This is a genomic window from Yoonia tamlensis (genome assembly GCF_900115105.1).
Taxonomy (GTDB): domain Bacteria; phylum Pseudomonadota; class Alphaproteobacteria; order Rhodobacterales; family Rhodobacteraceae; genus Yoonia; species Yoonia tamlensis.
The window spans coordinates 1,967,939-1,993,555 of the sequence record NZ_FOYP01000001.1 but is presented as its reverse complement, the minus strand read 5'-3'; the positions used below and the strand labels follow the sequence as shown (position 1 = coordinate 1,993,555).

The window sequence follows — 25,617 nt, the reverse complement described above, 5'->3', positions numbered from 1 at the left end:
AATATTTCTTTGACTGTTTGATAAATTTTTGGCGACTAGTTTCATGTGTCGGACGGGCAGGCCAGATATTGGGCAAGTTGCCAACTTCACCGTTATTTTTTTGAAATCACTTCTTGACCTTCCCGTGACTGGAACCCCTATGTAGGGTGCCAGAGCAAAGGCGGAAAGCACCATGGGTCACGCAATCGAACAGAAATTTCAAATCACCGGCATGAGCTGCGCAGGCTGCGCGGGGCGTGTGGAAACCGCATTGGGCAAGGTTGACGGCGTCACAAAAGCCTATGTGAACCTTGCCAATGGCACGGCGACAGTGACAAGCGCACTGGCCCCGACGAAGATAGCGCAGGTAATCACCGATGCGGGCTATGCCGCGCAGCCCATCACGCCGCAGGCCCCCGCCCAAGCCGATCAAGACGACGCCGCGCAAGTGGTTCTGCGACAGTTTATCATTGCAGCCTTGCTGACAGCACCGGTGTTTGCGCTGGAAATGGGGGGGCATTTGTTCCCTGCGCTGCATCATTTTATCATGAAAACCATCGGGATGCAGGCCAGTTGGACATTGCAATTTGTGCTGACGACGCTTGTGCTTGCCTGGCCCGGGCGCGTGTTCTTTGCCAAGGGCATTCCTGCGCTGCGCCGTTTTGCGCCTGATATGAACGCGCTTGTAGTGATGGGGGCAGGGGCGGCTTGGGCCTATTCGGTGGTGGCGCTTTTTGCGCCAGCGCTGCTGCCCGCCGCATCCCGCGCCGTCTATTTCGAAGCCGCGGCCGTTATCGTGACGCTGATCTTGCTGGGTCGCTGGCTTGAAGCGCGGGCAAAGGGCCAGACGGGGGCCGCGATCAAGCGGTTGATAGCGTTGCGCCCCGATACGGCGACCGTTTTGCGCGATGGGGTTGAACACGCGGTGCCAATTGAGGAATTGGCTAAAGGCGACATCATCATTTTGCGCCCCGGCGCACGAATCGCAACCGACGGGGTTGTGACGCAAGGCGCATCATATATCGACGAAAGCATGGTCACGGGCGAACCTGTGCCGGTCGAAAAAACAGTTGGTGACAGCGTGGTTGGCGGCACGATCAACGGCAACGGGGCGCTGCATATCCGCGCCACGGCGGTCGGGGCGGATACAATGCTGGCGCGGATTATCGACATGGTCGAAGGCGCGCAAAACGCGCGGCTACCGGTGCAGGATCTGGTGACCAAAATCACGCTTTGGTTTGTGCCTGCGATTATGGGGGTTGCGGCGTTGACCGTCTTGGTCTGGTTGTTTTTCGGGCCTGCGCCCGTGTTGTCGCACGCGCTGGTGGCTGGTGTTTGCGTGCTAATCATCGCCTGCCCCTGCGCAATGGGTCTGGCGGTGCCGATGTCGATCATGGTCGGCACAGGCCGCGCCGCCGATCTGGGGGTGTTGTTCCGGCAAGGTGACGCGCTGCAGGCATTGGCAGCGGTGGATACGGTTGCATTCGACAAGACCGGCACATTGACCCAAGGACGCCCGGTGCTGACCGATGTGGTCGCGATTACGGGTGATAAAGACGCGCTATTACAACAGGTTGCATCAGTTGAATCCCTGTCCGAGCACCCGCTTGCGTCCGCGATTATCGCCGCCGCATCTGCGCCTTTGCCTAGCGTGTCAGATTTCAGCGCGATCACGGGGCATGGGTTGCGCGGGGTGGTTGACGGGCGCGTGATCCTTGTCGGTGCCGCACGGCTGCTTGCGCGCGAAGGGATCGACCCCGCGCCGCTCGAACCGGTCGCGCAGGGCTTTGCCAGTGCCGGAAAAACGCCCGTTATGGTCGCCGTCGACGGGGTGCCGGCCGGCGTGATTGCGGTCGCCGATCAGTTGCGCCCCAGCGCCAAATCAACCGTGCGGCAGTTGCAAGCAATGGGCAAACGCGTGGTGTTGATCACTGGCGATGCGGCGCGTACGGCGCAGGCCATCGGGGCTGAACTGGGCATTTCGGACATCTATGCCGACGTGCTGCCAGCGGGCAAGGTTGACGTGATCACCCAGTTGCAAACGGGCGGCCAAAACGTGGCCTTTGTCGGGGATGGGATCAATGATGCGCCTGCCTTGGCGGCCGCGCAGGTGGGTGTCGCAATCGGGACAGGCACGGATGTGGCGGTACAGACGGCCGATGTCGTCTTGATGGCGGGTGATCCTGCGGGCGTGGTAAACGGGATAAAGTTAAGCAAGGCCACAATGGTCAATATCCGGCAAAACCTGATTTGGGCGTTTGGCTATAATATCTTGCTGGTGCCCGTGGCTGCAGGGGTGCTGTATCCGTTCTCGGGGCTGCTGTTGTCGCCGCAACTGGGTGCGGGGGCGATGGCGCTCTCGAGCGTGCTTGTGGTCACAAATGCGCTGCGCTTGCGCTGGGTAAAGGGGGCTTAGATGAATATTTCACAAGTTGCTGCCCGCACCGGACTGCCCGCCAAAACGATCCGCTATTACGAAGATATCGGGCTGGTCACGCCGGACCGCAGGCCCAACGGATACCGCGATTTTACGCAAAACGATGCGCATAAGCTGGGGTTTTTGGGGCGGGCGCGGGCCTTGGGGTTTTCGATTGATGACTGCCGCAATCTGTTGACCCTGTGGGAAGACAAATCCCGCGCGAGCGCGGATGTCAGATCAATTGCGCGCGAACATCTGGACGAAATAGATGCTAAAATCGCAGGGCTGACTGCGATGCGGCATACATTGGCCGAATTGGTACAGGGCTGCGCTGGTGACAACCGGCCCGATTGCCCGATCCTGAAGGGGCTTGAAGGGTCATAAAAACGTCCCGATGTTGCCTTGTGGTTGTGGGAATTGCACCCCAAACACATAAGGCACGAAAGACAGGGACGATTCTATGCGGCTATTTCGGGGATTACTGGTCTGCACCCTGTTTGGGCTGGTGATCTGTGCCGTCGTCCTGCCCGAAGGCGGCGACAAACCGCGGGTCATTGACGCGCTGGGCAAAATGGTTTTCGCCACATTTGCGGTGCTTGCATTGGGCTATCTGTGGCGGCTGCGCAGGTGGCTTGCGCGGGCGCCAAAACCCGCGCAGCCGCGTACACGGGTAGGCCGGCCGATTGTGGTGGATGGGTCAAACGTCATGCATTGGGGCGGTGATCCATCGCTTGTGGTGGTGCAACGGGTGATTGGCGCGCTGCAGGAGCGCGGGTACGAACCGATCGTCTATTTTGATGCGAATGTGGGCTATAAGCTGTCGGATAGACATATTGGCGGGCGTGATATGGCCGCGCATCTGGGGTTGCCAGCCGATGATGTGACACTGGCCCCAAGCGGCACGCCCGCTGATCCGCTTTTGCTAAAACATGCCTCCGACGATGGGATGCGGGTCGTCACAAATGATCGGTTCCTCGACTGGAAACAAGATTTCCCCAAGATCGGCGACAAAGGCTTTCTGGTCAAAGGCCGCTGGCAACAAGGCAGCGTGATTTTACTGGGGCTGGGGCGGTAGTTTTCGGCCACATAGCCTGCGTCCGACACGCGGGCTGGTGCGGAACGCGTCCGCCCGTGGGGGCGGACGCGTGCGATTTGGGTGCATATGGCTTTTGCGGTTTCTATGTCCAATTTCTAGATTTAGCGGGTCACTTGTCGCACCCTATGCCGTCGCCATCACGGTCTAGCCCATAGATGTCACGGCCAACGACCTGCACAGGGCCGCGCACATATGCGGGACCATTGCCGTTCCCGCCTGCGCAATCCACGTCGCTGGCGATGGGAACACAGGCCCCAGTATAATTAGGATCGCAGCCCTGCGCGAATGTGGGACTTGATGCTGTCACAAGCAGAAATGAAACTGTGCAAATGGTGCGCGTTGAGTTCACACGTTAACCTTTCATTAATAAAGGTTAAATTGAACGCACGCGTTGCGGGAGTCAATTAGGCTTGTTACCGCTTCCCCCCATACCGCGACTTGCCCCCACGCATGCCGCCGCGGCCGCCTGTGCTGCGCCCTGATGCGGTTTGCGCGTCGTCGACGGCCTTATCCACGGCTTGCTGCCGCGCGAGCGGGTCGTCGGCGATGGTGAGTTCAACTGTTTCAAGCCGTTTGACCTCATCGCGTAGGCGCGCGGCCTCTTCGAATTCGAGGTTCTCGGCGGCTTTGCGCATGTCGGCGCGCAGCCCGTCCAACACGGCCTCGAGATTGCCGCCGTGCAGCGGTTTATCGACCTTGGCGGTGACGCGGTTCATGTCAACGTCGCCTTTGTAGAGACCGGCCAGAATATCCTCGACGTTCTTTTTCACGGTGGTCGGCGTGATGCCATGCTCAAGGTTATAGGCTAGTTGCTTGGCGCGCCGCCGTTCGGTTTCACCCATCGCGCGCTGCATTGATCCGGTGATTTTGTCGGCATACATGATCACGCGGCCTTCGGCGTTGCGCGCGGCGCGGCCGATGGTCTGCACTAGGCTGGTTTCTGATCGCAAGAACCCTTCTTTATCCGCGTCCAGAATCGCAACAAGCCCGCATTCGGGGATGTCCAAGCCTTCGCGCAACAGGTTAATCCCGATCAGCACGTCAAAGGCGCCAAGCCGCAAGTCGCGCAGGATTTCGATCCGTTCAATCGTGTCGATGTCCGAATGCATATAGCGCACGCGAATGCCCTGTTCGTGCATATATTCGGTCAGGTCTTCGGCCATGCGTTTGGTCAGCGTCGTGCAAAGCGTGCGGTAGCCCGCGGCGGAAACCTTGCGGACTTCGTCCAGCAGGTCGTCGACCTGCATTTCAACGGGGCGGATTTCGATTTCGGGGTCAATTAGCCCGGTTGGGCGGATGATCTGTTCGGTGAACACACCGCCCGTCTGTTCCATTTCCCACGCGGCGGGGGTGGCCGAAACGAATACCGATTGCGGGCGCATCGCGTCCCATTCTTCGAATTTGAGCGGGCGATTATCCATACAAGACGGCAGCCGGAACCCGTGTTCCGCCAACACCGATTTGCGGCGAAAGTCACCCTTATACATGCCGCCGATCTGCGGCACGGAAACGTGGGATTCGTCCGCAAATACAATCGCATTATCGGGGATGAATTCGAACAGGGTGGGGGGCGGCTCACCTGGTGCGCGGCCTGTCAGGTAGCGGGAATAGTTTTCAATGCCGTTGCAAACGCCTGTCGCCTCAAGCATTTCAAGATCGAAGTTGCACCGCTGCTCCAGTCGCTGCGCCTCGAGCAATTTGCCGTTTGCGGTCAGCAGATCAAGCTGCGTGCGCAGTTCCTTTTTGATCCCGATGATCGCCTGCTGCATCGTCGGTTTCGGCGTCACATAGTGGCTGTTGGCATAGACGCGCACCTGATCAAGCGTGTCTGTTTTGCTGCCTGTCAGCGGATCAAATGCGGTGATGCTTTCCAGTTCCTCGCCGAAAAACGATAGTTTCCAAGCGCAATCGTCAAGGTGGGCAGGCCAGATTTCAAGACTGTCGCCACGCACCCGAAATGTGCCACGCTGGAATGCGGCATCGTTGCGGCGGTATTGCTGCGCGATCAAATCAGCGATGATCTGGCGCTGGTCATACATCTGCCCGACATGGATATCCTGGGTCATGGCGCCGTAGGTTTCGACAGAACCAATACCGTAAATGCATGAAACAGAGGCCACAATGATCACGTCATCACGTTCCAACAGCGCACGGGTGGCCGAATGGCGCATCCGGTCGATCTGTTCGTTGATCTGACTTTCTTTTTCGATGAATGTGTCCGAGCGGGCGACATAGGCTTCGGGCTGGTAATAGTCGTAGTAGCTGACGAAATATTCGACCGCGTTATCAGGAAAGAACCCTTTGAATTCACCATATAGCTGTGCCGCGAGCGTCTTGTTCGGGGCCAGAATGATGGCGGGGCGCTGGGTTTGTTCGATCAGCTTGGCCATTGTAAAGGTCTTGCCGGTGCCTGTTGCGCCCAACAAAACCTGATCACGTTCACCTGCCAGAATGCCCGCTGTCAATTCACGGATTGCAGTTGGTTGGTCGCCTGCGGGTTCAAATTCAGTCCTGAGCACGAATTTCCTGCCACCCTCGAGCTTTTCGCGGGTTTTCACATCGGGCGCAGGATTGGCCAGAAAGGCCGCAGTCTGGGTGCTTGTTTCGGACGTGTTCACGGTTTCTTACCTCGGCTTTCAGGAACATAGTTCGAACCTTTTCGCGCAGGTTTCAACCCTGCGGCACAAAAATGTTTACGTTTTGTACACATGCGGTGCGCCGTATTTTTCAGAATTGTCTGCGAATTCGTACTCTGCTGTCTTGCCAAGGCATCGCAACTTCGGGATAAGTGCGGCGCAAGGAGTTCTGCTATGCGTGCACGTATTTATCAACCGGCCAAAACTGCAATGTCTTCGGGCACCGCCAAGACAAAATCTTGGGTGCTTGAACATGTCGCCGAAACCGCGCGCGAAGTGGATCCTTTGATGGGCTGGACATCGTCGGCAGATACACAAGCACAGGTGCGTCTTGCATTCGACACAAAACAGGCCGCGATTGATTATGCCGCGCAACACGGCATCGACGCGACCGTGCAAGACCCAAAGCCGCGCAAAATGAACATCCGTCCGAGCGGCTACGCAGAGAATTTTGCGACCAACCGGCGTGGCGCCTGGACCCACTAAGCGCGCCATTGGTGCATCGCGGTCACCGTCAATTCTAATTTTTCCCGACGTTCTGGAGCCTGCGCGCATGACGATTACGCAACTTGTCACCCATTCTGGCGGCTTTCATGCGGATGAATTGCTTTCTTCTGTCATTTTGACGCGGCTTTACCCCCAAGCGCAGCTTGTCCGCAGCCGTGACAAGCAGATGCTGACACCTGCCGCGCATAAGATCATTTATGATGTGGGGGGCGATTATGATGCGCAGGCCCAGATTTTTGACCACCACCAGCGCCCCAATCCCCTGCGCGCGGATGAACAGCCTTTTAGTTCGTTCGGCTTGATCTGGCAGCATTACGGGCAAGACTATCTTGCCACGCTTGGGGTGCCTGCGGATGATATTGCCGAAATCCATGCCGCTTTTGATGCGAAATTTGTGCTGCCGATTGACCTTTTGGACAATGGTGCGATGGAACCTTCGGTTGCTGGCCCTTTGTCGATCCTGACGCTGCCGTCTTTGCTGGGCAGCCTCAAGCCGGTTTTTGACGATCCGTCGCCCACGGCGGATGATGACGCGTTTGTCGCAGCGCTTCCGGTTGCGGGGGCCTTTGTCGAAGCGACCGTTCGCAACCTTGCAGCCAAGGCGCGCGCACGCATGTTGGTGAATGCCGCCATCGCAAAGGCGGGGTCGTCGCCCATACTGGAACTGCCGATGGGCATGCCCTACCGTTCCGCATTGGACGCAGCCGGAGCCGACCATATGCTGTTTGTGGTCACGCCGCGTGGCGATGAATGGACGCTTGGCGGGATAAAACTGTCAAATGATACATTTGACCAGCGCGCGGATCTGCCTGCCGCTTGGGCCGGATTGACAGATCAGGCGCTCGAAGATGCCTGCGGCGTCAAAGGCGCGAAATTCTGCCACAACGGCAGGTTTATTGCGGTTGCGTCATCGCGTGATGCAATTATGGCAATGGCAGAGATTGCCGTCACCGCAGCCGGATAGCCAGCGCGCGCGAATTCGCAAGGCCCGAAGCGTTCGAACGGTTAGCAAGTTGACAATGCCCGCAAAAGTAACCGATACAACGCGCACAAATGCGGGCCGTTAGCTCAGCTGGATTAGAGCAGGGAACTTCTAATTCTCAGGTCGGGGGTTCGAGTCCTCCACGGCTCGCCATTTTTGCCTATTTACCGGTTACGCGGCACCTGCAATGCGCGGGCCTGTGAACATCACGATGGCCCCTTGCGGGTCTGTGGTCTGGATCAGCCAGCCGCTGTCGTCGGGCAGCTCCATTGGCCCCATACGCACGGTGCCGCCGGCATCTTCGACGGCTGTTTTTGCGACATCGATATCGGCAACCAGAAACGCGAAATTCCAGAACGGCGGCATGCCTTTTTGCGGCGCATCCATGATCGCCCCGATCAATGCATCACCGTGACCAATAAAGGTGTAATCCCCCATGCCGTCGCCCATTGGCATGGCACCGGCTTTGGCCCAGCCGAATAGTGCAGCATAAAAATCAAGCCCTGCCTTTTGATCCGATGTGACCAGTTCGTTCCAGCTGCAATGGCCGACCTTATCGGCTGCAAATGCCGTGCTTGGCGCGTCGCTGCTGGATTCAAGCAAATAGAACATCGCGCCTTGCGGATCCGCGACAAAGGCAAAGCGCCCGACATCGGGGATATCTTGCGGGCCCATATGATGCGCACCACCCAGCGATTTTACCTTTTCGAGCATCGCGTCAAGATCATCGACCGCGAAATAGGCGGCCCATGTCGGCGCGAACCCCGCACCTTCGGGCAGGTCCATGATCCCGCAAATATCGACACCATCCGCGGCCGTCCCGATATGATAGGCCATATCCGCAGCACCCGGCATCTGCGCGAATGACCAGCCCATGACCCTGCCATAAAATGCACACGCGGCGTCAGGCGCGCTCGATAACAGTTCGTACCAAACCGGTGCTCCATTGCGCTGTGCCATCTTGGGTCTGCCTCGATTTTGCAAAGACATGCCCAAGCATAGCACATTTCAGTCGGCACTGCTTACGTCTTTGCGCGGGCAGCTGATTCTTTGGCCCGCAATTGCGCGGGGCCGGTTTCGCGCATGTGCCCGATTGACAAACAGGTCGCGTCAAATTTGTGCGGGTTGTTGAGAAATATTTTTTGTTTAGGGGGCAAATTTGCCTGCGCGCGCCGCGTTCAGGAAAATCGCGGATGCACGGCGCGGATTGATGACAGGTCGCCATAAACTGTTGATTGGCCATGTATCCCGATGCCGGATGTTGTTTGCAGCGCGGGCATTGGCGCCGGAAAGGCAGCAGGTTTGCGTTGACGGGCTCCAATTTGCCACGCGGCGATTGCGGGGCAGGTGCCTTGACATTGCTGGCGATTAGTTTCCAATGAAATCTAGTTTGATAATTTAGTTCTTTGTTTCTCCCACTCCCTGAAACATAGGACGGATTATGGAAGAAACCCGCATTATCGATTCCACAGAGGTCTATGAAGACCACGGGCAAGGCTTGCCTGTCGGGACGGATTTGCTTGACGGTAAATTCAAGATCGACCGGCAGATCGGTAGCGGTGGTTTCGGAATCACCTATCTGGTGCGCGACATCTATCTGGATCGCGGCGTTGTGCTTAAGGAATGTTTCCCTGACGCCGTGTGCTTTCGGTTCGGAAATCAGGTCAGGGTGAATTCCCCGCGCTTTGAAGGGCAATACCGCAAAAGCGTGCAGATGTTCATGCGCGAGGCGCGCAGTATTGCAAAGCTGCGTCACCCCAATATTGTCAGCGTGCATCAGGTATTCGAGGAAAACGAGACCGCCTATATGGTGCTGGATCTGATCCACGGGCGCGATTTGATGGATATCATCGACGATGACGATGATAGCGCGCTGCTGTTACCGGATCAGGTGCGCGAAATCGTCGTGAAAATGCTGGATGCTATTGATCTTGTCCACAGCAACGATTTGCTGCACCGCGATATTTCCCCCGACAATATCTTGTTGGATAAATGGGGTAGCCCGACGCTGATCGATTTTGGCGCCGCCCGCGAAGACGCCAGCAAGACCCCCGCCAAGGTCTCGACGATGCTGGTGGTCAAGGACGGGTATTCGCCGCATGAATTCTATATTGCGGGCGGTAAGCAGGGGCCAAGCAGCGATCTTTATGCTTTGGGGGCCACGATTTACCACCTTATTTCCGGTGAATCTCCGCCCAACAGCCAGACCCGCGTTGCCGCGATGACCAATAATGAACCCGATCCCTGCCTGCCGCTTGTCGGACGCTTTCCGCAGTATGACCGCGCGTTCCTTGCCGCGATTGATAAGGCCATGCAGGTGGCACAGCGTGACCGGATACAATCAGCGGCCGAATGGCTGAAAATGATCGAACGCGACGATAGCAAGCTCAAGATCGTCAAAATCCCCGAGGCCCGCAGCCTGAGCAAGACGCTGAGCGAGTTGATCGAAGAAACCAACAAACACGTCTATGGCGCCCCCAAATACAGCGGGGATAAGCCTGCAAAGCCGGCCGCGACCACGGTCAAGAAAATTGCGCGGCCCGAATGGATCGAAGAATTCAACCGCGAAAGCCGCGAAGCGGATGAACGCCAGCGGCAAGAAGAAGCGCGCGCTGCACAAGAGGCGGCAAGACTGGCGGAAATAGCAAGGCAAGAGGAAGAAGCCCGCATTGCAGCGCTTGCAGCCCAAGAGACCGCAGAACAACAAGCGCCGGAGCCGGAGCCGGAGCCGGAGGCAGAGGCCGCGCCGCGCGGGGTTCTGGATTGGATGCCGCGCGCAAAACGTGATTAACGCGCGATCCGCGTGGCATTTTATCGACCTGCCAATATTTCATAGAAAATTAAAGCCTCAACCCTAAGGATCATTCTTCGGAGTGGCAGCTTAAGTTGCTGTAATTAAGGGGAAAATTGATGCGAATTTTAATAATATTGGGGGCGTGCGGTGTGATCTTTCTTGCAGGGGCGGCGCTAGCCGACGCCAAAAGCGACCTGATCGCAATTCCACAAGTGCAGGCGGCATGTGTGCCTTATGGTGTGGCTGATGCCGTCTATGATGCGCAGGGCCGTATTGTTGTGACCTGTCACGAAGATGCGACCGCATTTGTGCCGGTTCTGGGCGGTATCGGCCCGTTGCTGGGGTTTGTCGGATCGTTGGTCGTAGCAGGGCAGTCGACGCCACACACGCATTAGCAGGGCGCATAGCCCATCGCGACCAACTGCGCACCGGTTAGCCGGTAATAGCCGGTAATCCGGTGCCGTGCCGTTTTCAGGAACCAGTCGCGCAATGGTGCGCGGTACTGCGCAGCCATGATTTGCGACCAATGCTCAAATTCGGCATCGGGTAGCGGTCGACCGTTGCGGCTGGGCCCGTGAAAGCCAAAAACCGTATCAGGGCTGACACAAATATCGTCAGCGCCTAGATATAAAGTACAAGACGAATAGCAGATGCGGCCGCGCAATTCGATACGGGTGCGGCTGCTATTGGCTTGGGCGATGGCAATCAACCGCGCGCCAATCGCGCCGCCGCGGTCATTTTGTATGATCAGCGTGCCGGCCTCTTGGGCCATTGCGGCAGACCCGATCAGCAGCGCCAATGCAACGGTTCTGACCAGTTTTTGTGCATTGATAATCCTGGGCATCCCTATCCTTTTATGCGGCTGCAGGAACGAGCTAGCCGCAAACTGGTTAAGAACCGGTTGCGTGATGCGCGGCCCCCATCCGCGCGCGCGGCCGCCGATGCGCGCAAAGATTAACAAAACCGGCAATTTGTTTGCGCCTGCGCTTAAACGTCTTGATAATTTCGGCCAAACTTAAGCATTGCTTAACCATGATCATCCAACTTCGGATTGCGGCACAGTTGCGACGTGGCGCTTTGAAATTGCCGAGGTGACGTGACGATGTTTGATTTTCGCTATGATACGGCCGTAATTGCACAGCCCGAATTACCAACCAGCCTGACAATCCCGCGCACAAAGGTCATGTTTGACCGCATTGTCGCGCTGCTTCTCTTGGGGCCGCTGATTATCTGTGCGGCGGTGCTCGCGGTTTTGAACCCGTTTGTGAACGCAGGGTCACTTATTTTCACCCAAAAACGTATGGGGCAAAACTGCAAACCCTTTACCATGATAAAATTCCGGACCATGCACACTGCCAGACAGGCGCGCGGTGCCTTTGACCGTCTGGAAAGCGAACGGGTGACCCCGCTGGGCCAGTTCTTGCGCCGCAGCCGGATTGACGAGCTGCCGCAAATTATCAACGTCTTGCGCGGAGAGATGAGCCTGATCGGCCCGCGTCCGGATTGTTATGACCATGCGCTTGTCTATCTGCGCGACGTTCCGGGCTATGCCGCACGGCAAGGCGCGCTGCCTGGTATCAGCGGCTATGCGCAGACAGAGCTGGGCTATATCGACGATATGGATGCGATGCGCCGCAGGGTCGCGGCGGATCTATACTATATTGCCCATGCCAGTTTCGGGTTTGACCTGCGCATTGCATGGCGCACGCTTGGCGTGGTGATGGGGCGGCGCGGGGCCTAGCAACGTACGCTGCGCACACGGGCTGGTAAGACGCGTCACCTATATGTGGCAAAGTCTTATTTACCGGAGCCCCCCATGTCTGATCCATTTGATTCTGATTACGTAAACCTGACATCACCCGCGGTGTCGCATTTCCAAATCACGCCGGATGACGGTGCGGATTTGCCCGTGCGGCCGCGCGCAATTTTTGTGAATGCGGGCGGCACGGTTGCCCTGCAGGACAAATCCGGCACGGTCGTTAGCTATGACGTGGCCGCGGGTGCTGTGCTTAGCATCCGGCCGCTGCGCGTACTGGCGACCGGAACAACGGCCCAGCTGGTTGCGTGGTATTAACCCGTGATCGGTTTCGAGCTTTCCCCCGGCTTTGCGGCGGCGCCTTTGCAACCTTTGGCCGCCTATTTTGCAAAAGGCCAAGGACAATTTATTGCCCTTGCCCAAGCGCCGCAGGGCGGGCTGACAATCTGGTCCGAAACCGGCACCGGCTTTGCGGCGGCGATGCGGCTGGATGCAAATGATGCCGGCAACCGTTTTTCATGGCGCGAAACATTGATCGCAGAGCTGCGCAATATCTATCCGGTTGCGGCGCTTACCCTGTCGGGGTCATGGGCGCAAATGCAGTCATCAGGGTCGGGGTTGCAAGGCAGCTACACCGGCAACCGTGCAGTGAGCACATCGTCGCAAACGCCAACCGCCACTGTCACCGTGGACCGCGCTGTACCTTATGATCTTTGGGTCTATTTCACTGGTCGCACCAGCGGCGGCTATTGCCGCGTAACAATCGACGGGGCGCAGGATCTGGTCAATGAAATCGCGGATCCGGCGGGTCTGGGTTTCAAGGCGTTTTCGACCTATTCCGTGACCGATCTGAACCGCCGCCAAGCTGTCAAAGTGGCCAGCGGATTGACCGGATCGCATGTGGTGACCCTTTCAAACGGCGGTGCGGCCAGCCCGGGCGGCACCGCATTGATGCTTGAGGCTGTCGGCATTTCCGGCGCTTTGAATGATCCGCGGATTCTGCCGCCATCTTGGGTGCCTGCCACCGCCTATGCGATGGGCGATGAGGTCCAGCACGGTGGCGTTTTCTACACGGCCCGCGCAAACGGCACCAGCGGCGCAACCGCACCGACGCACACCGGCGGGATTGCGTCAGACGGGGCGCTTGACTGGCGCGCGGACAACCGCCCGACCTACCCAAAATTTGTGGCCGTTGATTACGCGTCAGAGCGCGAATATGCAGCCGAGTTGGCTGTCGCAGGCAATAGCACGACATTGGGCGGGCAGACCCATGGCAACGAAAGCCTGATTTCGCGCAGTATCTTGGTTGACGGGGTGGCATGGACGCCTGCCCAAGGGGCAAACGGGCTCACGCTCGGGTCCGCGATTGCGATTACTGAAAACACCACATGGCAGCGCGCCGAAGGCGGCGATATTGGCGAATGCCAATTGCTGCGCCTGATCACGCCGGGCGAAACCTGCCATGAGGTGACCCTGAACGGCACAGGTGCCACCGCCGATTTTGCATGGCTCTATGCGGGGATGGCCCCGATTGTGCATTGGGATGGCGAATCCAAAAGCTTGGTCTTTGAACAGGTACACCCAGCGGGCGAAACGCCGGTTAACCTTAATGATTTCAGTGGCGTGAACCCTGCCAATATAGATTTTGCGGATGTGTCGCGCGTCGGGATTTCCGGAAACTTTGGCGCAAATTCAATTACCTATGGGGTGGAGGCTGGTGCTATGGCAGTGGCGGGAAACGTGCTTAACAGTTTTGACACTATTTTGCGGCCTAATCTGGATGCCGGCACCGCAAGCGGCGGGCTGGACTGGATGGCCAAGGCCTATGTCAATGCAGGTGCTTTCAGCTTTGGGGCGGGGGATGTTTTGGGATTCTTTAACCGCCATGTGCTGCGCGTCACAAAGGACGATCCGTAGCCGCTGTGCAGAAAAGGGGGCGTTGATGCGGTATCTTTTTGTTTGTGTCATCGCCCTGTTTTGGCCTGTGGCCGCGCAGGCCCAGCACTATAACAGCTACGGCCTGCCCGGTTTGATCGACATGCCGGTCGCCAGCTCTGCCCCCGATGCAGAACTGGCATTTACCCTGTCGCATTTTGCCGGACAAACGCGCGGCAGCGCCACCTTTCAACTGTCAAACCGGCTTTCGGCCAGTCTCGGCTATGCCCGATTACGCAACCTTGCCGATGCCGATGGCCGCGTCTACCCAGAGATTTTTGACCGCAGTTTCGGACTGCATTACCGGCTGTTTGATGAAACGAAAAACAGGCCCGCAATTGCGATCGGTGTGAATGATCTGGTCGGCACCGGCGTCTATGCGGGCGAATATGTGGTCGCGACCAAAACGCTATCGCCGCATTTCAGCGCGACACTGGGGTTGGGTTGGGGACGGCTGGCAAGCTATGGCGGCACTGCGCTGCCGCTGGGCGACCGGCCCACATCGGATATCGGGGAAGGCGGCACAATTGCGGGCAACGCGCTCTTTCGCGGGGATGCCGCGCTTTTTGGCGGGGTGCATTACCAGCTTCGCGACGATATTGCGTTGATTGCGGAATATTCATCAGATGGCTACCGCGCCGAAAACGGCCGCGCATTTACGCACCGGTCCCCTGTGAATGTTGGTTTATCGTATCAGCCGCGCAATGGGCTGGCGCTTGCCGCCTACTATCAATATGGAAGCGAAATAGGCCTGCACGCGCATTACCGCCTTGATCCCAAATCTGTCGCCGCGCCGCCCGTGCCACCGCCGGAACCCGCACCGCGCATGCGTGCAATTGATTGGGAACTCAAACCCTATATCCTGCCGAACCTTTTTGATCCGGATGCGCCGCTGCGGGCGGATTTCGGGATTGCCTCGACGGCCGCGTGGCAGATTTCACCGCGCGTTACCCTTTCGGGCAGCCTGCGCCAACGTATCGCTGGCAACCTGCACCAGACCACGCGCGAATCCGACAGCCATCTGCCCCATGTACGCAGTGATTTTGCGCTTTATGGCCGCGAAGGGGATCTTGATATCAACAGGCTCACGCTTACGTGGCGCGGGCAGCCGCTTCCGCATATCAGCACCCGCATCACTGCCGGATTGCTTGAAGAAATGTACGCAGGCCTATCCGCCGAGATGTTATGGCAAAAGCCCGATGCGCCTTTTGCGGTTGGCGTTGAAATCAACGCATTGCAGCAGCGCGGCTTTCACAGCGATTTTCGCCTGCGCGATTATCAGGTGATCAGTGGACATGGATCGCTGTATTGGGACGCGGGCGCGGGCCGTCATGTGCAGCTTGATGTCGGCCGGTATCTGGCCGGCGATTGGGGGGCGACGCTCACGCTTGCGCGGCACTTTGAAAGCGGCTGGTCCTTGGGTGCCTTCGCCACATTGACCGATGTGCCGTTTTCGCAGTTCGGCGAAGGGTCATTCGACAAGGGGATAATATTCACCATACCCTTGGGCAACGGGCGGGCCTTGTCGCAAACGATCCGGCCTGTCACCCGCGATGGTGGCGCGCGCGTCTACATTGATGATCGCCTGTATGTGATCGCCCGCGCTAGCCCGTAAAGGCGATCAGCGGCTCTGGCGCGGTTGCAATGTGACGCAAGGCACGCTGCGCATTTTCCCAATCGCGCTGGCGCGTTTGGTTGTCGTTCAAGGTCACAATCACCGCGTCGCTGTGATGTGCAAAAATCTGCGCCTCGGCGCAGGATCCGACATCAGCCGCATGCATCACGATCTGGTCAAACCGCGCGCGTGCCCGTTCCAGAAAACGGCCAAAATCGGCGTTGCCAATAATGTCAGCCGCGCAATTTTTCGGGTCAGCGACGTGCAAACAGGTGATGCCGCTTGCGGGGTTCTCTTGTGCGAAAACGGCGTCGTGCGACATAAAATGCGCGATATCTGTTGCGCTGTCGCACATATCTGTCGTGCGCGATGTTTGGGCATCAATGAATAAGACCGAACGGCCGATCCGCGCAAACGACTGCGCCAGCGCCCAAGCCGCAAGCCGGCCTGTGGCGGTTTTTTCGCAAGTAGTGGCAAGGATAATCTGCGCCCGATCCGCCTGGTGCAACGTGACAGCGGTGCGCAGCCGGTTCGCTGCATCCTGATTGTACCGCAGGTTTTTGCGCTTGGGGTTGGCTTGAAACCGTGCAACCACGCGCCAATTGCCCGTTGTGAAAAAAGCCGTGCTTTGCACATGGCGTTGCCGCTGGACAAGCACATATGCCATGCCGGCAAACGCACCCAAAAGCGCTGCAATCGCAATGATATAGGTCTTGCGCGGGGCAACATATCGCCCTGGGGCAGCCGGCGACAGGATCCGCGCCGCGGCCGGATCGCTGCCTATGACCCCTTGGGTCTGCTGCAACTGCGCCAAAAGCGTGGTGTATAATGCGCGGGTGCTTTGGGCCTCGCGGCGCAATTGCTGCAGCGCAACCAGCCCATCAGATTGCGCGGATAGTTGCGCCGTCAACCGGTCATGCAAAGATTGAAGCGCGTCGATTTGCGGGTTCTGTGCGGGCGACTGTCTGGCTTCGGCCAGTCGTTGGGCTGCGGCATTTGCCTGCTGGCTTAGCCGGTCAAGCGCGGTTTCGTCAGTCATCTGACCGGATGTCAAAAGCGCGTTGATCGCGGTTTCTTTGGTTTGCAGGTCCTGTTGCAATTGTGCGACCCGCTGTCCGAGGCGGGTAATTGTGTCTTCGACTGCGTGCGCATGCGCTGCGACCTGATCGTCCAGATAGGCCTGAGCGACTGCATTTGCGATCATCTGCGACTGGTTCGGGTTGGCGGTGGTCGCCGTCACCCCAAGAATATGGGTGCCCCGTTCCGGCCCCGTGCGCAGCATGGCGGCAAGGTTGTCAATCGTCTTGTCGCGCAATTCCTGGGCTGTCACATCGGTTGCGGGTTGTGCGGTGATCAGCGCGCGCGCACGGTCGCGCAGCCCCGCAACCGACCAGACGGACACGGGCAGCAAATACCGGTTAAAGGTCTGATCGCGTTCCAGATCCAGTGCGACTATGACATTTTCCAGAATGTGCCTGGACCGCAAAATTGCCGCTTGGGTATTCAGTTGCGTTGGGCTGATTTCCGTGAAACCGGTGTCGTCGTTGCCCGCAGCCGTCCGGTCGAGAGAAATTGTCGCGGTGGCCGCATAGGCGGGGGTTGTTTGCGTAAACGCATAGTAACCTGCCGTAAAAACAGCGCAAATCATGGCACCCAGAATGATCCATTTGCCGCGCCAGAAGGCATGAAAAATCCCCCAGACATCGACCGGCGGCACGGGCTGGTAGAATCCTGCGCCAAAACCGGTGCCTTCGGCGCGATCATCAGGATTTCGTATCATCATGGCGCCCCGTGCCCTTTGTGCAGCAAGTTACCACGTCAAATGAACACAACAGGGTTAACCAAAAATTAATCTCAATGAACGACGACTAAATACCAAGGCGCCAGTGGTTAATGCGTCGCTTTGTGTCGGGTAGGTGAATTTGAAAATTCCGATTATCAGCCTTGGGTCAAACGCGGCAGTGCCGATGCTTGTGCGGGCGGCAAGCGTGGGCGCAAATTTTGCGGTGATGATGGGGCTTGCCGCCTATTTGGGTCTGGAAGCATTTGGCGCGCTGGCTGTACTTTGGGGCGTGGCGCTGGTGGTGGCGCCAATCCTGTCTTGGGGCGGCCCGTTGTTGCTGTTGCGCGCGCTGACTGCGGGCGGTGTATCGCCGACGGGGCTGCTTTTGCATCTGGTAACATTGCCTGCGGGCGCGGCTGTTGCAGGCTTGTTGCTATGCCCGATTATTTGGCCGCCATTGCCATGGGTGGCCATTATTCTGGCCGCATTTGCAATCAATTTTCTGACCGGACTGGCCAGCATGATGCGGGCAATGGGCAGCGTTAATCTGTCGATGGTGCTGCGTGACTGTGGCCCGCAGCTGGGTTTGGGGATTGCTGCAATGACGGCGGACCACGTCTTGATTGGGGCGATGGTCTGGATGGGACTATTTGCGTTACTGGGGCTTGTCTGGACCGGAACGCGGCCCGCCGCAGGAAAAATCATTAATGCGGCACATAAGACGCCAGCCATTTCGGCATCCCTTTGGGGGACTTCGGTGTTGGGGGTCGGGCTGGCGCAGGTTGATATCATACTTGGTGGCGCGCTTTTGTCGCCTGCGCAAATCGGGATCTATGTGGTGCTGCGCAGGGTTGCCAATCTTGTGGCTTTGCCCGTCAGCGTCGCAACCTGGGTCAGCGCCAATGCTGTTTCCAAAACTCATGCGCAGGGCGATTTTGCCGGCCTAAGCTCCGCCAGCCAATTGGGCAGCAAGGTCGCGCTTTTGCCCGGAATGGCGTTGTTTTGCGTGGGTGTACTTGCGCTGCCTTTCTTGCCGTCAGGTGCCCCCGCGATATTTGCGGTATTGCTTGCGGGTGCGGCGTTGCAGGTTGTTTTTGCCTCAGGATTCACGGTCGCCACCCTGTGCGGTATGGCACGATTTGCTGTGATGGCGCGCGCGGCAAGCCTGTTGATCTATCTGGCATGCGCGGGGGGGGTGAGCGATCCGTTTGAAAACGCGCTTGCTTATGTCGCGGCGATAACCTGCGGCAGCGCGCTGTTGTGGTGGCTGGTCTGGAGGCGCGCAGGGGTGGATACCTCTGCCTTTGCATTGGGGGCAAAATGGAGATTTTCCTAGTCACCACACTGGCGCTGCTCTGCACGGTATTGCCTTTTGTGATCGGGCAGCGGTTGGGCTGCGTGCGTTATGTATCGCCGATGCATTTGCTCGGGTATTTCTGCGGGTTCGGGTTTTTAGCCAAGGTGGCCGCATATGGGTTTTCGCCATCGCTCGCGTTCTACGGGCGGTTTGTGCAAACACCTTCGGCGCTGGCTTACGGGGCGCTTTATCTTGGTCTTTTCGTCTTGTTGATATGTTGCGGCTATGTTGCCAGCCTGCGCATTTCGGGTTCATATGTGGCAACCGCCCCTGCGCGGCAGGTCGCTGCGCATATCGGCAGGCTTGGCTGGCTGTTTGGTTGCGCATTTCTGTTCAGCCTGCTGACCTTTGCGACCGTCTTGCGCGCACGCGGCCTGAGCCTGTTTGATCCCGCGCTATTGGCCGGACTAAACGCGACCAAGCAGATCAACGTAAATGATGCGGGCGTTGGCGCGACACTGGCAGGGATCAAGACGTTTTTTGTGGTCCCGAAATTTGCTTTTGTCTTGCTGCTAGCCAACGGTATTGCGCGGCGCGCGCCCCTTGTTTTGGCAGGGGCCGGCGCATTGGGCGCATTGCTTGTCGGGATCGCGGTGATTTCCGGCGACCGGTTCGAACTGATCGAACTGATGCTGTTTGCATTGGCGACCTATGCAATTCTGGGCGGGCGTATTGGCGCGCGCGCGCTTTGCGTCGGGTTATTGGCGGCAGGTATGGTGCTGGCCGTTTCGGCCTATATGACCCAGCTGCGGTTTCACGGCGCGCATGTTTCGCTGTTTGAACAGATCGTCGGAGCGACGTATTTTCTGGACATCAATGTGGCCGTCATGGTCACAGACAGGGTTGCGTTTGACCAGCAATTGCTTGGTCAATCCTATGCGTGGTGGTCGTTCGGCTGGGTGCCCCGCGCATTTTGGCCCGACAAACCCGCGATTGATCTGGGTGTCTATTTCAAGCGCGATATCATGCAAATCTATACGGGCGGCGCATTTAATGTCACCGGCCCGGGCGAGGCATTCATCAACTTCGGCTGGTTTGGCTTGGGGGTGGCCCCCTTGCTGGGCGCGCTTTACCGCAGATGCGAAGAATGGCTGCTAAATGACGCACATAGCGCGCGATTCCTGCTTTATCCGATCCTGTTTTACCCCTTCGTTCAGGCGACACTGCAGTCTTCGTTCAGCGCGTTCATCGTGGGTGCTGCGGCGCAGATGGTGCTTGTCGTGGCCATGATCGCGCTTTTTGTGACGCGGTTTCGCAGGGTCCTCACCCCGAAAGGAGCACTTTCCCATGCGGTTTAACCCGTTGACCGGCGTTTATTGGACGGGCCGCGTCGCAGGCGCAATCGCGCGGCGCGCCGGCATGATCTGGGCGACGCAACTGCATAGAGCGAGCCTTGCGCAGGTTGGAAAAGGCACGCGATTTCAGACCGGTGTGAGGTTCGCCGATCCGCGCGCGGTGCGTATCGGGCGGCACTGCTATTTTTGGAAAGGCTGCAATGCGGCCTCGGAACTGGCGGGCGCGCGGCTTGACATTGGCGATGCGGTGCAGGTGAACCGCGGTGTGCATCTGGATATCACCGGCGGGTTGCAGATTGGTGACGGGGTGATGATCTCGGAAAACGCGGTGATCTATACACATGACCACGGGCTGGATCCTTATGCGAAACCAATGGCCTGCCCAAAGAAGATCGGCGCGGATGTCTGGATTGGCATGAATGCGGTGATCTTGCCGCAATGTGGCACGATCGGGCGCGGCGCGGTGATTGGCGCAGGGGCGATTGTTACAGGTGATATTGCCGAAAACACCGTCGTTGCTGGCAATCCTGCGCGCATTGTGGGGCGGCGACTGCCGGCTGTGCAGGTGGCGGAATGAAGCTGCTGCATGTCACCCCGTCCTACTACCCCGCGACCTATTGGGGCGGGCCGATCTGGTCAACCAAGGCGATTTGTGACGGGATAGCGCAGCACCCTGATTTTGCCGTGCGGGTGCTGACAACCGATGCTGCGGGGCCTGCCCTGCGCGCCCGCGTCACCGCGCAGCCGCAGCCGTATCCGGTGCATTATGCGCGCCGTGTTGCCGGACATGCCATTGCGCCGGGGCTTTTGGCGGGGCTTGCGCGCGCGGTGGCTTGGGCCGATGTCGTGCATCTGACGGGCACCTATAGTTTCCCCACGCTGCCCACCTTGGCCTGCGCGCGCGCGCTGCGCAAACCGCTAGTTTGGTCGCCGCGCGGCGCATTGCAAGCCACCCAAGACTGGCCCGATGCGCCAAGGCGCAAACAAAAACAGAAGTTTGAAAAGCTGGCGCAAATGCTGCGCGCGCGCGATGTCGTCTTGCATGTCACCAGCGATGCAGAAGCAAGGCAAAGCGTGACCCGGCTGGGCAATATCCGGACCGCGCTGATCCCCAATGCGGTGCCGGTGCCGCCCCAAACCCACCGGCCCAATCAGCCCGCTACGCGCCTGCTATTTTTGGGGCGGCTGCATCCCAAAAAGGGGCTGGATCTTCTGTTGGATGCGATGACGCGCCTGCCGCAAGCCGTAACGCTTGATATCTACGGCACGGGTGAAGCGGCCTATGTGGCGCGTATCCGCGCAGCATGCGGTGCGCGTATTCGTCTGCACGGGCACGCGGATGCGGCGGCCAAGGCGCGCGCATTTGCGTCCGCCGATCTGTTTGTTTTGCCCAGCCATTCCGAAAATTTCGGCATCGCTGTGGCCGAGGCGCTTGCCCATGGTGTGCCCGTGCTGACAACAAGCCAGACACCTTGGCAGCGTCTGGATGCATTGGGCTGCGGGGCTTGTGTTGATCTCGATCGTACGGATCTGGCGCAGGAAATCGCGCGGCTTCTGGCGCAAGACCTGTTTGCAATGGGGGCGCGGGGGCGCGCATGGATGCAGCGGGAATTTGCCCCCAGTGTGATGGTTGACCGGTTTGCACAGCTTTACCTCGATTGCACGCGCCCTTTGGCTAGGCAGGTGCCCGCATGACGCCCGTAGATGTAAATGCCAACAGACGCGCACAAAAATACGCGCGCCCCACGCAAATACGCCGCGTGCTTTGGGCCGTGGTCTGGCCGTTGTTTCGTCTAAGCCCGCGCATATTTTGGCCGTGGCGGGTGCTGCTGTTGCGCGGGTTTGGCGCGCGGATCGGGCGAAATGTGCATATCTATCCCAATGTGCGGATCACCATGCCTTGGCACCTGCATATTGGCGATCAGGCTGCCATCGGTGATCGTGCTAATCTTTATGCTTTGGGTGAGATCCATATCGGTGCGCGCGCGACGATTTCGCAAGGCGCGCATCTATGTGCGGGCAGTCACGACTGGCGCGATCCGGCCCGCCCGTTGATCACGCCAGCCATTTGGATTGATCAAGACGCTTGGGTCTGCGCCGATGCTTTTGTCGGGCCTGCTGTGCGGATCGGGGCGCGGGCAATCTTGGGCGCGCGGGCGGTGGCGATGCGCGATCTGCCCGCCGATCATATCGGGGTTGGCAATCCGCTTGAAATCAGGCCCGCGCCATGACCGCGCTGACGGTCATCATCCTTGCCAAGGATGAAAGCCTGCACATCGCGCGGGCCATCGGCTCTGTCGCGGCGATTGCCAGCAGGATTATCGTTGTCGACAGTGGATCGACAGATGACACCGTGCATCTGGCACAGCAGGCGGGCGCAGAAGTGCTGCACCACCCTTGGATCAATCACGCCACACAGTTCAACTGGGCGCTTGCGCAAATTGCGGGTGCGCCGGGCTGGGTTTTGCGGCTTGATGCGGATGAGTTTGTCACCCCGCAGCTTGCGGAACAAATCAGCGCAGGTCTGCCCGATGTCGCGGGCATCTATGTGAACCGTCACGTGCATTTCATGGGCCAGCCGGTCCGTTGGGGCGGGGTGTTTCCGGTCCGCGTACTGCGCTTGTCTCGCAACGGGGCAGGGCGCTGTGAAAACAGGTGGATGGATGAACATATTATCGTTGATGGGCCGACAGCGATGCTTGCGGGCGCAATTGTCGATGATAACCGGCGCAGTCTGGATTGGTGGGTCGCCAAGCATAACCAATATGCCAGCCGCGAGGCGATTGATATCTTGAACCAAATCTACCAATTCGCGCCGCGTGAAACGATTGGCCAATTGCGGGGCGGGCAACAGGCCGCGATTAAGCGCTGGATCAAGGAAAACATCTATGCCCGACTGCCCGGCGGTGCGCGTGCGGGCGCCTATTTCTTTTATCGCTATGTGCTGTGTTTGGGGTTTCTGGACGGGCGGCAGGGGCGGGCGTTTCACGTCCTACAAGGGTTCTGGTACCGCTATTTGGTCGACGCAAAACTGGCCGAGGTCCGCCGCCATATGGCGGCCCATGATTGCACCCCGCAGGATGCAATTTTGTCAGTATTAGGGATTGATCTTGGATGAAAATATCAGTGGTCACAGCCGTCATGAACGGCGCACACACATTGCCTGCAATGCTGACAAGCCTTGATCGCCAGACTTACACGGACATCGAACATCTGGTGCAAGACGGCGGGTCGACCGATACGACGTTGAACATCCTCAATGCACGCGCGGCGGGGCGTTCATTGGTTGTCTCGGGTCGGGATGCGGGGATATATGATGCGATAAATCAAGGGATTGCGCGCGCAACCGGCGATGTGATCGGGCTGCTGCATGCGGATGACCAGCTTGCCGATCCTGCGGTTCTGGTCGATGTGGCTGCCGCACTGGCGGATCCTGCGGTTGATGGGGTTTACGGCGATTTGCAATATGTTGCAGCGGATAACCCCGCGCGCGTGTTGCGCCATTGGGTGGCTGGCCCCTATGCGCAAGACCGCCTGAAATGGGGCTGGATGCCGCCGCATCCCACGCTTTATCTGCGGCGCGAAGTGTTTGAAAATCTGGGCGCCTATGATCCGATTTACCGGATTTCGGGCGATTACGAGGCCATGCTGCGTTATCTGTCAGCCGATGTGCGGCTGGCTTATCTGCCGCGCGTCATGGTGCAAATGCGCGTGGGTGGCGCAAGTAACAGGTCGGTCAAACAAATGATCCGCAAAAGCCGCGAGGACTACCGCGCGATCCGGCACCACCGTATTGGCGGGGCAGGAACGCTGATCGCAAAGAACCTGCGGAAGCTGCCGCAGTTCCTGCGTCACCCGTAAAAATACCGCGTCAGGTGATAGAAAATCGGGGCTGCGAAAATCACACTGTCAAGCTGGTCCAGAAAACCGCCCTGACCGGGGATCAGATGTGACCAATCCTTGACCCCGCGGTCGCGTTTGATGGCCGCAAAGACAAGGCTGCCCAGCATCCCGACAAGCGACGCAGCCCCCGCCATGGCTGCTGCCCCCAAGACCCCGAAAGGCGTGATCCAATGCAGTAACGCGCCGATACACATTGCGGATAATACACCGCAAAGCACCCCGCGCCGCGTTTTGGGCGACAGGCCCGGCGCGATTTTGTGACGACCGATGCGGCGCCCGAAAAAGTATTCCAGCAAATCGCCGAATTGCACGACCATGACCAGAAACGCGATCAACAGCACCGACCGGTCGCTGCTTTGACCCAGCTCGAGGTTCATCAGCGCGGGCACATGGCTGACGCAGAACACCGCGATCATCAGCGCCCATTGGGTTTCGGCCACCCGCACCAAAAACCGGTCAGCATTGCCGCGCAGCGCCGATACGATCGGCAGCAAAAGGAATGCGTAAACGGGGATAAACACGGTATACATGCCGTGCCAGCCCATGCCGACAAAGACATATTGCAGCGGCAGCACCACAAAGAACCCAAGCGCAAGCGCGATGTGATCGGCCTGTGCCTTGGCCGTCATGGTCAGGATTTCGCGCAACGCCGCAAAGGAACAAAACGCAAAAAGCACCATTACGCCACCCTTGCCCAGCAGCAACGCCGCCCCCACAAAGGCGACCATGCCCCACCAGCTTTGGACGCGGGTCATAAAGGTCTCTAGTACGGGGTTTTGTGTGCCGGGGGTTTGGCGTGCACGCAGCACTTCGCCAAGAAACGTCAATCCGATCAGGATGCCAAAGCTGCCAAAGGCCAGCAGCAGAATATCAACGGTTGTGCTGCTCATTTTGTCACCTTGGGCGCAAGCGCTAGCAGCGCGTTTGATGCGCGGGCCAGAAATGCGTCTTTGTCTTCGCCGACTTGCACATGCATCGGCGTGCCGAAAGTCACCGTGCAGATCAGGGGCAGCGGGATGACCTCGCCCTTGGGCATGATCGTGTTCAGGTTTGCCACCCATGTCGGCACCAGATCAACATCCGGTCGGGCCAGTCCCATATTATACAGCCCCGCCTTGAACGGCAGCAGCGGATCATCGGTCATGTTGCGGTTGCCTTCGGGGAAAATAATCAGCGATGACCCTTCGTCGAGTGCGGCAATGATCTTGTCCATCGGTTTGTCTTTGACCTCGGGGCGGCGGTCGACCAACACACAGTTGAACACCTCGGGGCCAACAAAGGCGCGCAGCTTGTTCTTGAGCCAGTAATCCGCTGCGGCCACAGGCCGGACCTCGCGGCGCAATGCGGAAGGAAGTGACGCCCAGATCATCGGCATATCGCCGTTGCTGGTATGGTTGGCGAAATAAACGCGCTGGCGCGGGACAGGTTCGATCCCCTGCCAATCGGCGCGCACGGCGGTGATCGCGCGGGCGAAAATGCGGATGGCGTGGCCCACAATTCGGGCGGCAAGGCGGCGCAGGAAATTCATGATGTCAACTTTGGCGAATGTCGGTGGGGGTT

At 58.5% G+C, this 25,617-nt stretch carries 24 protein-coding genes and 1 tRNA gene; 19 read left to right on the top strand and 6 right to left on the bottom strand.

Annotation, left to right across the window (positions count from 1 at the left end; translation table 11 throughout):
* The first annotated feature begins 172 nt into the window (after positions 1–172).
* From BM320_RS10210 to BM320_RS10200, 3 genes are all read left to right on the top strand, one after another.
* The gene (locus tag BM320_RS10210) at positions 173–2,395 is read left to right on the top strand and encodes a heavy metal translocating P-type ATPase (RefSeq protein WP_090199612.1); all 2,223 of its coding nucleotides are present in this window, start codon (positions 173–175) and stop codon (positions 2,393–2,395) included.
* Positions 2,396–2,782 carry a Cu(I)-responsive transcriptional regulator gene (gene cueR, locus BM320_RS10205; RefSeq protein ID WP_090199609.1) on the top strand — a complete coding sequence of 129 codons (387 nt, stop codon included), beginning with the start codon at positions 2,396–2,398 and terminating at the stop codon, positions 2,780–2,782.
* 76 nt (positions 2,783–2,858) lie between these two features.
* A complete protein-coding gene (locus BM320_RS10200; protein ID WP_090199607.1) occupies positions 2,859–3,473 on the top strand; it encodes an NYN domain-containing protein in 615 nt (204 codons plus the stop codon).
* Between the two features lie 434 nt (positions 3,474–3,907).
* On the opposite strand, the gene uvrB is transcribed toward BM320_RS10200, so the two are convergent.
* Positions 3,908–6,112 carry an excinuclease ABC subunit UvrB gene (gene uvrB, locus BM320_RS10190; protein WP_090199603.1) on the bottom strand — a complete coding sequence of 735 codons (2,205 nt, stop codon included), beginning with the start codon at positions 6,110–6,112 and terminating at the stop codon, positions 3,908–3,910.
* A gap of 192 nt (positions 6,113–6,304) precedes the next feature.
* Between uvrB and BM320_RS10185 the strand changes: the two genes are divergently transcribed.
* The 3 genes from BM320_RS10185 (at position 6,305) to BM320_RS10175 (ending at position 7,772) form a co-directional block, all read left to right on the top strand.
* Positions 6,305–6,616 carry an ETC complex I subunit gene (locus tag BM320_RS10185; RefSeq protein ID WP_090199601.1) on the top strand — a complete coding sequence of 104 codons (312 nt, stop codon included), beginning with the start codon at positions 6,305–6,307 and terminating at the stop codon, positions 6,614–6,616.
* A 67-nt stretch (positions 6,617–6,683) separates the two neighbouring features.
* Entirely contained in the window at positions 6,684–7,601 is a 918-nt protein-coding gene (locus BM320_RS10180; protein ID WP_090199599.1) for an MYG1 family protein, read from the top strand.
* Positions 7,602–7,694: 93 nt separating this feature from the next.
* Positions 7,695–7,772 (top strand) — tRNA-Arg (locus BM320_RS10175).
* 18 nt (positions 7,773–7,790) lie between these two features.
* Here the strand turns inward: BM320_RS10175 and BM320_RS10170 are convergent.
* Positions 7,791–8,579: a VOC family protein gene (locus tag BM320_RS10170; RefSeq protein ID WP_090199597.1), complete on the bottom strand. Its 789-nt coding sequence runs from the start codon at positions 8,577–8,579 to the stop codon at positions 7,791–7,793.
* Positions 8,580–9,060: 481 nt separating this feature from the next.
* Here BM320_RS10170 and BM320_RS10160 point away from each other — a divergent pair, with 481 nt between their 5' ends.
* Positions 9,061–10,410: a serine/threonine protein kinase gene (locus BM320_RS10160; protein ID WP_090199593.1), complete on the top strand. Its 1,350-nt coding sequence runs from the start codon at positions 9,061–9,063 to the stop codon at positions 10,408–10,410.
* 119 nt (positions 10,411–10,529) lie between these two features.
* Complete coding sequence (locus BM320_RS10155; RefSeq protein ID WP_131802379.1) at positions 10,530–10,808, top strand: hypothetical protein; 279 nt, start codon at positions 10,530–10,532, stop codon at positions 10,806–10,808.
* On the opposite strand, the gene BM320_RS10150 is transcribed toward BM320_RS10155, so the two are convergent.
* A complete protein-coding gene (locus BM320_RS10150) occupies positions 10,805–11,257 on the bottom strand; it encodes a hypothetical protein (protein WP_090199588.1) in 453 nt (150 codons plus the stop codon). The genes BM320_RS10155 and BM320_RS10150 overlap by 4 nt on opposite strands.
* A 258-nt stretch (positions 11,258–11,515) precedes the next feature.
* On the opposite strand from BM320_RS10150, the gene BM320_RS10145 reads away from it, so the two are divergent.
* From BM320_RS10145 to BM320_RS10130, 4 genes are all read left to right on the top strand, one after another.
* A complete protein-coding gene (locus tag BM320_RS10145) occupies positions 11,516–12,154 on the top strand; it encodes a sugar transferase (RefSeq protein ID WP_090199586.1) in 639 nt (212 codons plus the stop codon).
* 75 nt (positions 12,155–12,229) lie between these two features.
* Positions 12,230–12,487 carry a spike base protein, RCAP_Rcc01079 family gene (locus BM320_RS10140; RefSeq protein WP_090199584.1) on the top strand — a complete coding sequence of 86 codons (258 nt, stop codon included), beginning with the start codon at positions 12,230–12,232 and terminating at the stop codon, positions 12,485–12,487.
* Between the two features lie 3 nt (positions 12,488–12,490).
* Positions 12,491–14,086: a hypothetical protein gene (locus tag BM320_RS10135; RefSeq protein ID WP_090199582.1), complete on the top strand. Its 1,596-nt coding sequence runs from the start codon at positions 12,491–12,493 to the stop codon at positions 14,084–14,086.
* Between the two features lie 25 nt (positions 14,087–14,111).
* Positions 14,112–15,719 carry a YjbH domain-containing protein gene (locus tag BM320_RS10130; protein WP_165615027.1) on the top strand — a complete coding sequence of 536 codons (1,608 nt, stop codon included), beginning with the start codon at positions 14,112–14,114 and terminating at the stop codon, positions 15,717–15,719.
* On the opposite strand, the gene BM320_RS10125 is transcribed toward BM320_RS10130, so the two are convergent.
* Positions 15,709–17,502, bottom strand: coding sequence for an exopolysaccharide transport family protein (locus BM320_RS10125; RefSeq protein WP_090199578.1), 1,794 nt, complete (start codon positions 17,500–17,502; stop codon positions 15,709–15,711). The two genes, BM320_RS10130 and BM320_RS10125, sit on opposite strands and share 11 nt — an antisense overlap.
* Positions 17,503–17,641: 139 nt before the next feature.
* On the opposite strand from BM320_RS10125, the gene BM320_RS10120 reads away from it, so the two are divergent.
* Genes BM320_RS10120 through BM320_RS10090 form a run of 7 tightly spaced genes read left to right on the top strand, consistent with a single transcriptional unit; the run spans position 17,642 to position 24,015 of the window.
* Positions 17,642–18,838, top strand: coding sequence for a lipopolysaccharide biosynthesis protein (locus BM320_RS10120; protein WP_090199576.1), 1,197 nt, complete (start codon positions 17,642–17,644; stop codon positions 18,836–18,838).
* Positions 18,823–20,157 carry an oligosaccharide repeat unit polymerase gene (locus tag BM320_RS10115; RefSeq protein WP_090199574.1) on the top strand — a complete coding sequence of 445 codons (1,335 nt, stop codon included), beginning with the start codon at positions 18,823–18,825 and terminating at the stop codon, positions 20,155–20,157. The genes BM320_RS10120 and BM320_RS10115 overlap by 16 nt, the downstream gene beginning before the upstream one ends.
* Positions 20,147–20,731, top strand: coding sequence for an acyltransferase (locus BM320_RS10110; protein ID WP_090199572.1), 585 nt, complete (start codon positions 20,147–20,149; stop codon positions 20,729–20,731). Before BM320_RS10115 ends, BM320_RS10110 begins: the two co-directional genes overlap by 11 nt.
* Complete coding sequence (locus tag BM320_RS10105) at positions 20,728–21,849, top strand: glycosyltransferase (protein ID WP_090199570.1); 1,122 nt, start codon at positions 20,728–20,730, stop codon at positions 21,847–21,849. The genes BM320_RS10110 and BM320_RS10105 overlap by 4 nt, the downstream gene beginning before the upstream one ends.
* Positions 21,846–22,385 carry an LbetaH domain-containing protein gene (locus tag BM320_RS10100; RefSeq protein WP_090199568.1) on the top strand — a complete coding sequence of 180 codons (540 nt, stop codon included), beginning with the start codon at positions 21,846–21,848 and terminating at the stop codon, positions 22,383–22,385. Before BM320_RS10105 ends, BM320_RS10100 begins: the two co-directional genes overlap by 4 nt.
* Positions 22,382–23,272: a glycosyltransferase family 2 protein gene (locus BM320_RS10095; RefSeq protein ID WP_090199566.1), complete on the top strand. Its 891-nt coding sequence runs from the start codon at positions 22,382–22,384 to the stop codon at positions 23,270–23,272. The genes BM320_RS10100 and BM320_RS10095 overlap by 4 nt, the downstream gene beginning before the upstream one ends.
* The gene (locus BM320_RS10090) at positions 23,269–24,015 is read left to right on the top strand and encodes a glycosyltransferase family 2 protein (protein ID WP_090199564.1); all 747 of its coding nucleotides are present in this window, start codon (positions 23,269–23,271) and stop codon (positions 24,013–24,015) included. Before BM320_RS10095 ends, BM320_RS10090 begins: the two co-directional genes overlap by 4 nt.
* On the opposite strand, the gene BM320_RS10085 is transcribed toward BM320_RS10090, so the two are convergent.
* Together BM320_RS10085 and BM320_RS10080 are read right to left on the bottom strand one after the other, a co-directional pair.
* Complete coding sequence (locus BM320_RS10085; RefSeq protein WP_090199562.1) at positions 24,006–24,947, bottom strand: phosphatidate cytidylyltransferase; 942 nt, start codon at positions 24,945–24,947, stop codon at positions 24,006–24,008. The genes BM320_RS10090 and BM320_RS10085 overlap by 10 nt on opposite strands.
* The gene (locus tag BM320_RS10080; RefSeq protein WP_090200549.1) at positions 24,944–25,585 is read right to left on the bottom strand and encodes a lysophospholipid acyltransferase family protein; all 642 of its coding nucleotides are present in this window, start codon (positions 25,583–25,585) and stop codon (positions 24,944–24,946) included. Before BM320_RS10080 ends, BM320_RS10085 begins: the two co-directional genes overlap by 4 nt.
* Positions 25,586–25,617: the final 32 nt, after the last annotated feature.

Coding starts and splice junctions, on each gene's coding strand:
- BM320_RS10210 (WP_090199612.1), top strand. CDS start 173: ATGGGTCACGCAATCGAACAGAAATTTCAAATCACCGGCATGAGCTGC.
- cueR (WP_090199609.1), top strand. CDS start 2,396: ATGAATATTTCACAAGTTGCTGCCCGCACCGGACTGCCCGCCAAAACG.
- BM320_RS10200 (WP_090199607.1), top strand. CDS start 2,859: ATGCGGCTATTTCGGGGATTACTGGTCTGCACCCTGTTTGGGCTGGTG.
- BM320_RS10185 (WP_090199601.1), top strand. CDS start 6,305: ATGCGTGCACGTATTTATCAACCGGCCAAAACTGCAATGTCTTCGGGC.
- BM320_RS10180 (WP_090199599.1), top strand. CDS start 6,684: ATGACGATTACGCAACTTGTCACCCATTCTGGCGGCTTTCATGCGGAT.
- BM320_RS10170 (WP_090199597.1), bottom strand. CDS start 8,579: ATGGCACAGCGCAATGGAGCACCGGTTTGGTACGAACTGTTATCGAGC.
- BM320_RS10160 (WP_090199593.1), top strand. CDS start 9,061: ATGGAAGAAACCCGCATTATCGATTCCACAGAGGTCTATGAAGACCAC.
- BM320_RS10155 (WP_131802379.1), top strand. CDS start 10,530: ATGCGAATTTTAATAATATTGGGGGCGTGCGGTGTGATCTTTCTTGCA.
- BM320_RS10150 (WP_090199588.1), bottom strand. CDS start 11,257: ATGCCCAGGATTATCAATGCACAAAAACTGGTCAGAACCGTTGCATTG.
- BM320_RS10145 (WP_090199586.1), top strand. CDS start 11,516: ATGTTTGATTTTCGCTATGATACGGCCGTAATTGCACAGCCCGAATTA.
- BM320_RS10140 (WP_090199584.1), top strand. CDS start 12,230: ATGTCTGATCCATTTGATTCTGATTACGTAAACCTGACATCACCCGCG.
- BM320_RS10130 (WP_165615027.1), top strand. CDS start 14,112: ATGCGGTATCTTTTTGTTTGTGTCATCGCCCTGTTTTGGCCTGTGGCC.
- BM320_RS10125 (WP_090199578.1), bottom strand. CDS start 17,502: ATGATGATACGAAATCCTGATGATCGCGCCGAAGGCACCGGTTTTGGC.
- BM320_RS10115 (WP_090199574.1), top strand. CDS start 18,823: ATGGAGATTTTCCTAGTCACCACACTGGCGCTGCTCTGCACGGTATTG.
- BM320_RS10110 (WP_090199572.1), top strand. CDS start 20,147: ATGCGGTTTAACCCGTTGACCGGCGTTTATTGGACGGGCCGCGTCGCA.
- BM320_RS10105 (WP_090199570.1), top strand. CDS start 20,728: ATGAAGCTGCTGCATGTCACCCCGTCCTACTACCCCGCGACCTATTGG.
- BM320_RS10100 (WP_090199568.1), top strand. CDS start 21,846: ATGACGCCCGTAGATGTAAATGCCAACAGACGCGCACAAAAATACGCG.
- BM320_RS10095 (WP_090199566.1), top strand. CDS start 22,382: ATGACCGCGCTGACGGTCATCATCCTTGCCAAGGATGAAAGCCTGCAC.
- BM320_RS10090 (WP_090199564.1), top strand. CDS start 23,269: ATGAAAATATCAGTGGTCACAGCCGTCATGAACGGCGCACACACATTG.
- BM320_RS10085 (WP_090199562.1), bottom strand. CDS start 24,947: ATGAGCAGCACAACCGTTGATATTCTGCTGCTGGCCTTTGGCAGCTTT.
- BM320_RS10080 (WP_090200549.1), bottom strand. CDS start 25,585: ATGAATTTCCTGCGCCGCCTTGCCGCCCGAATTGTGGGCCACGCCATC.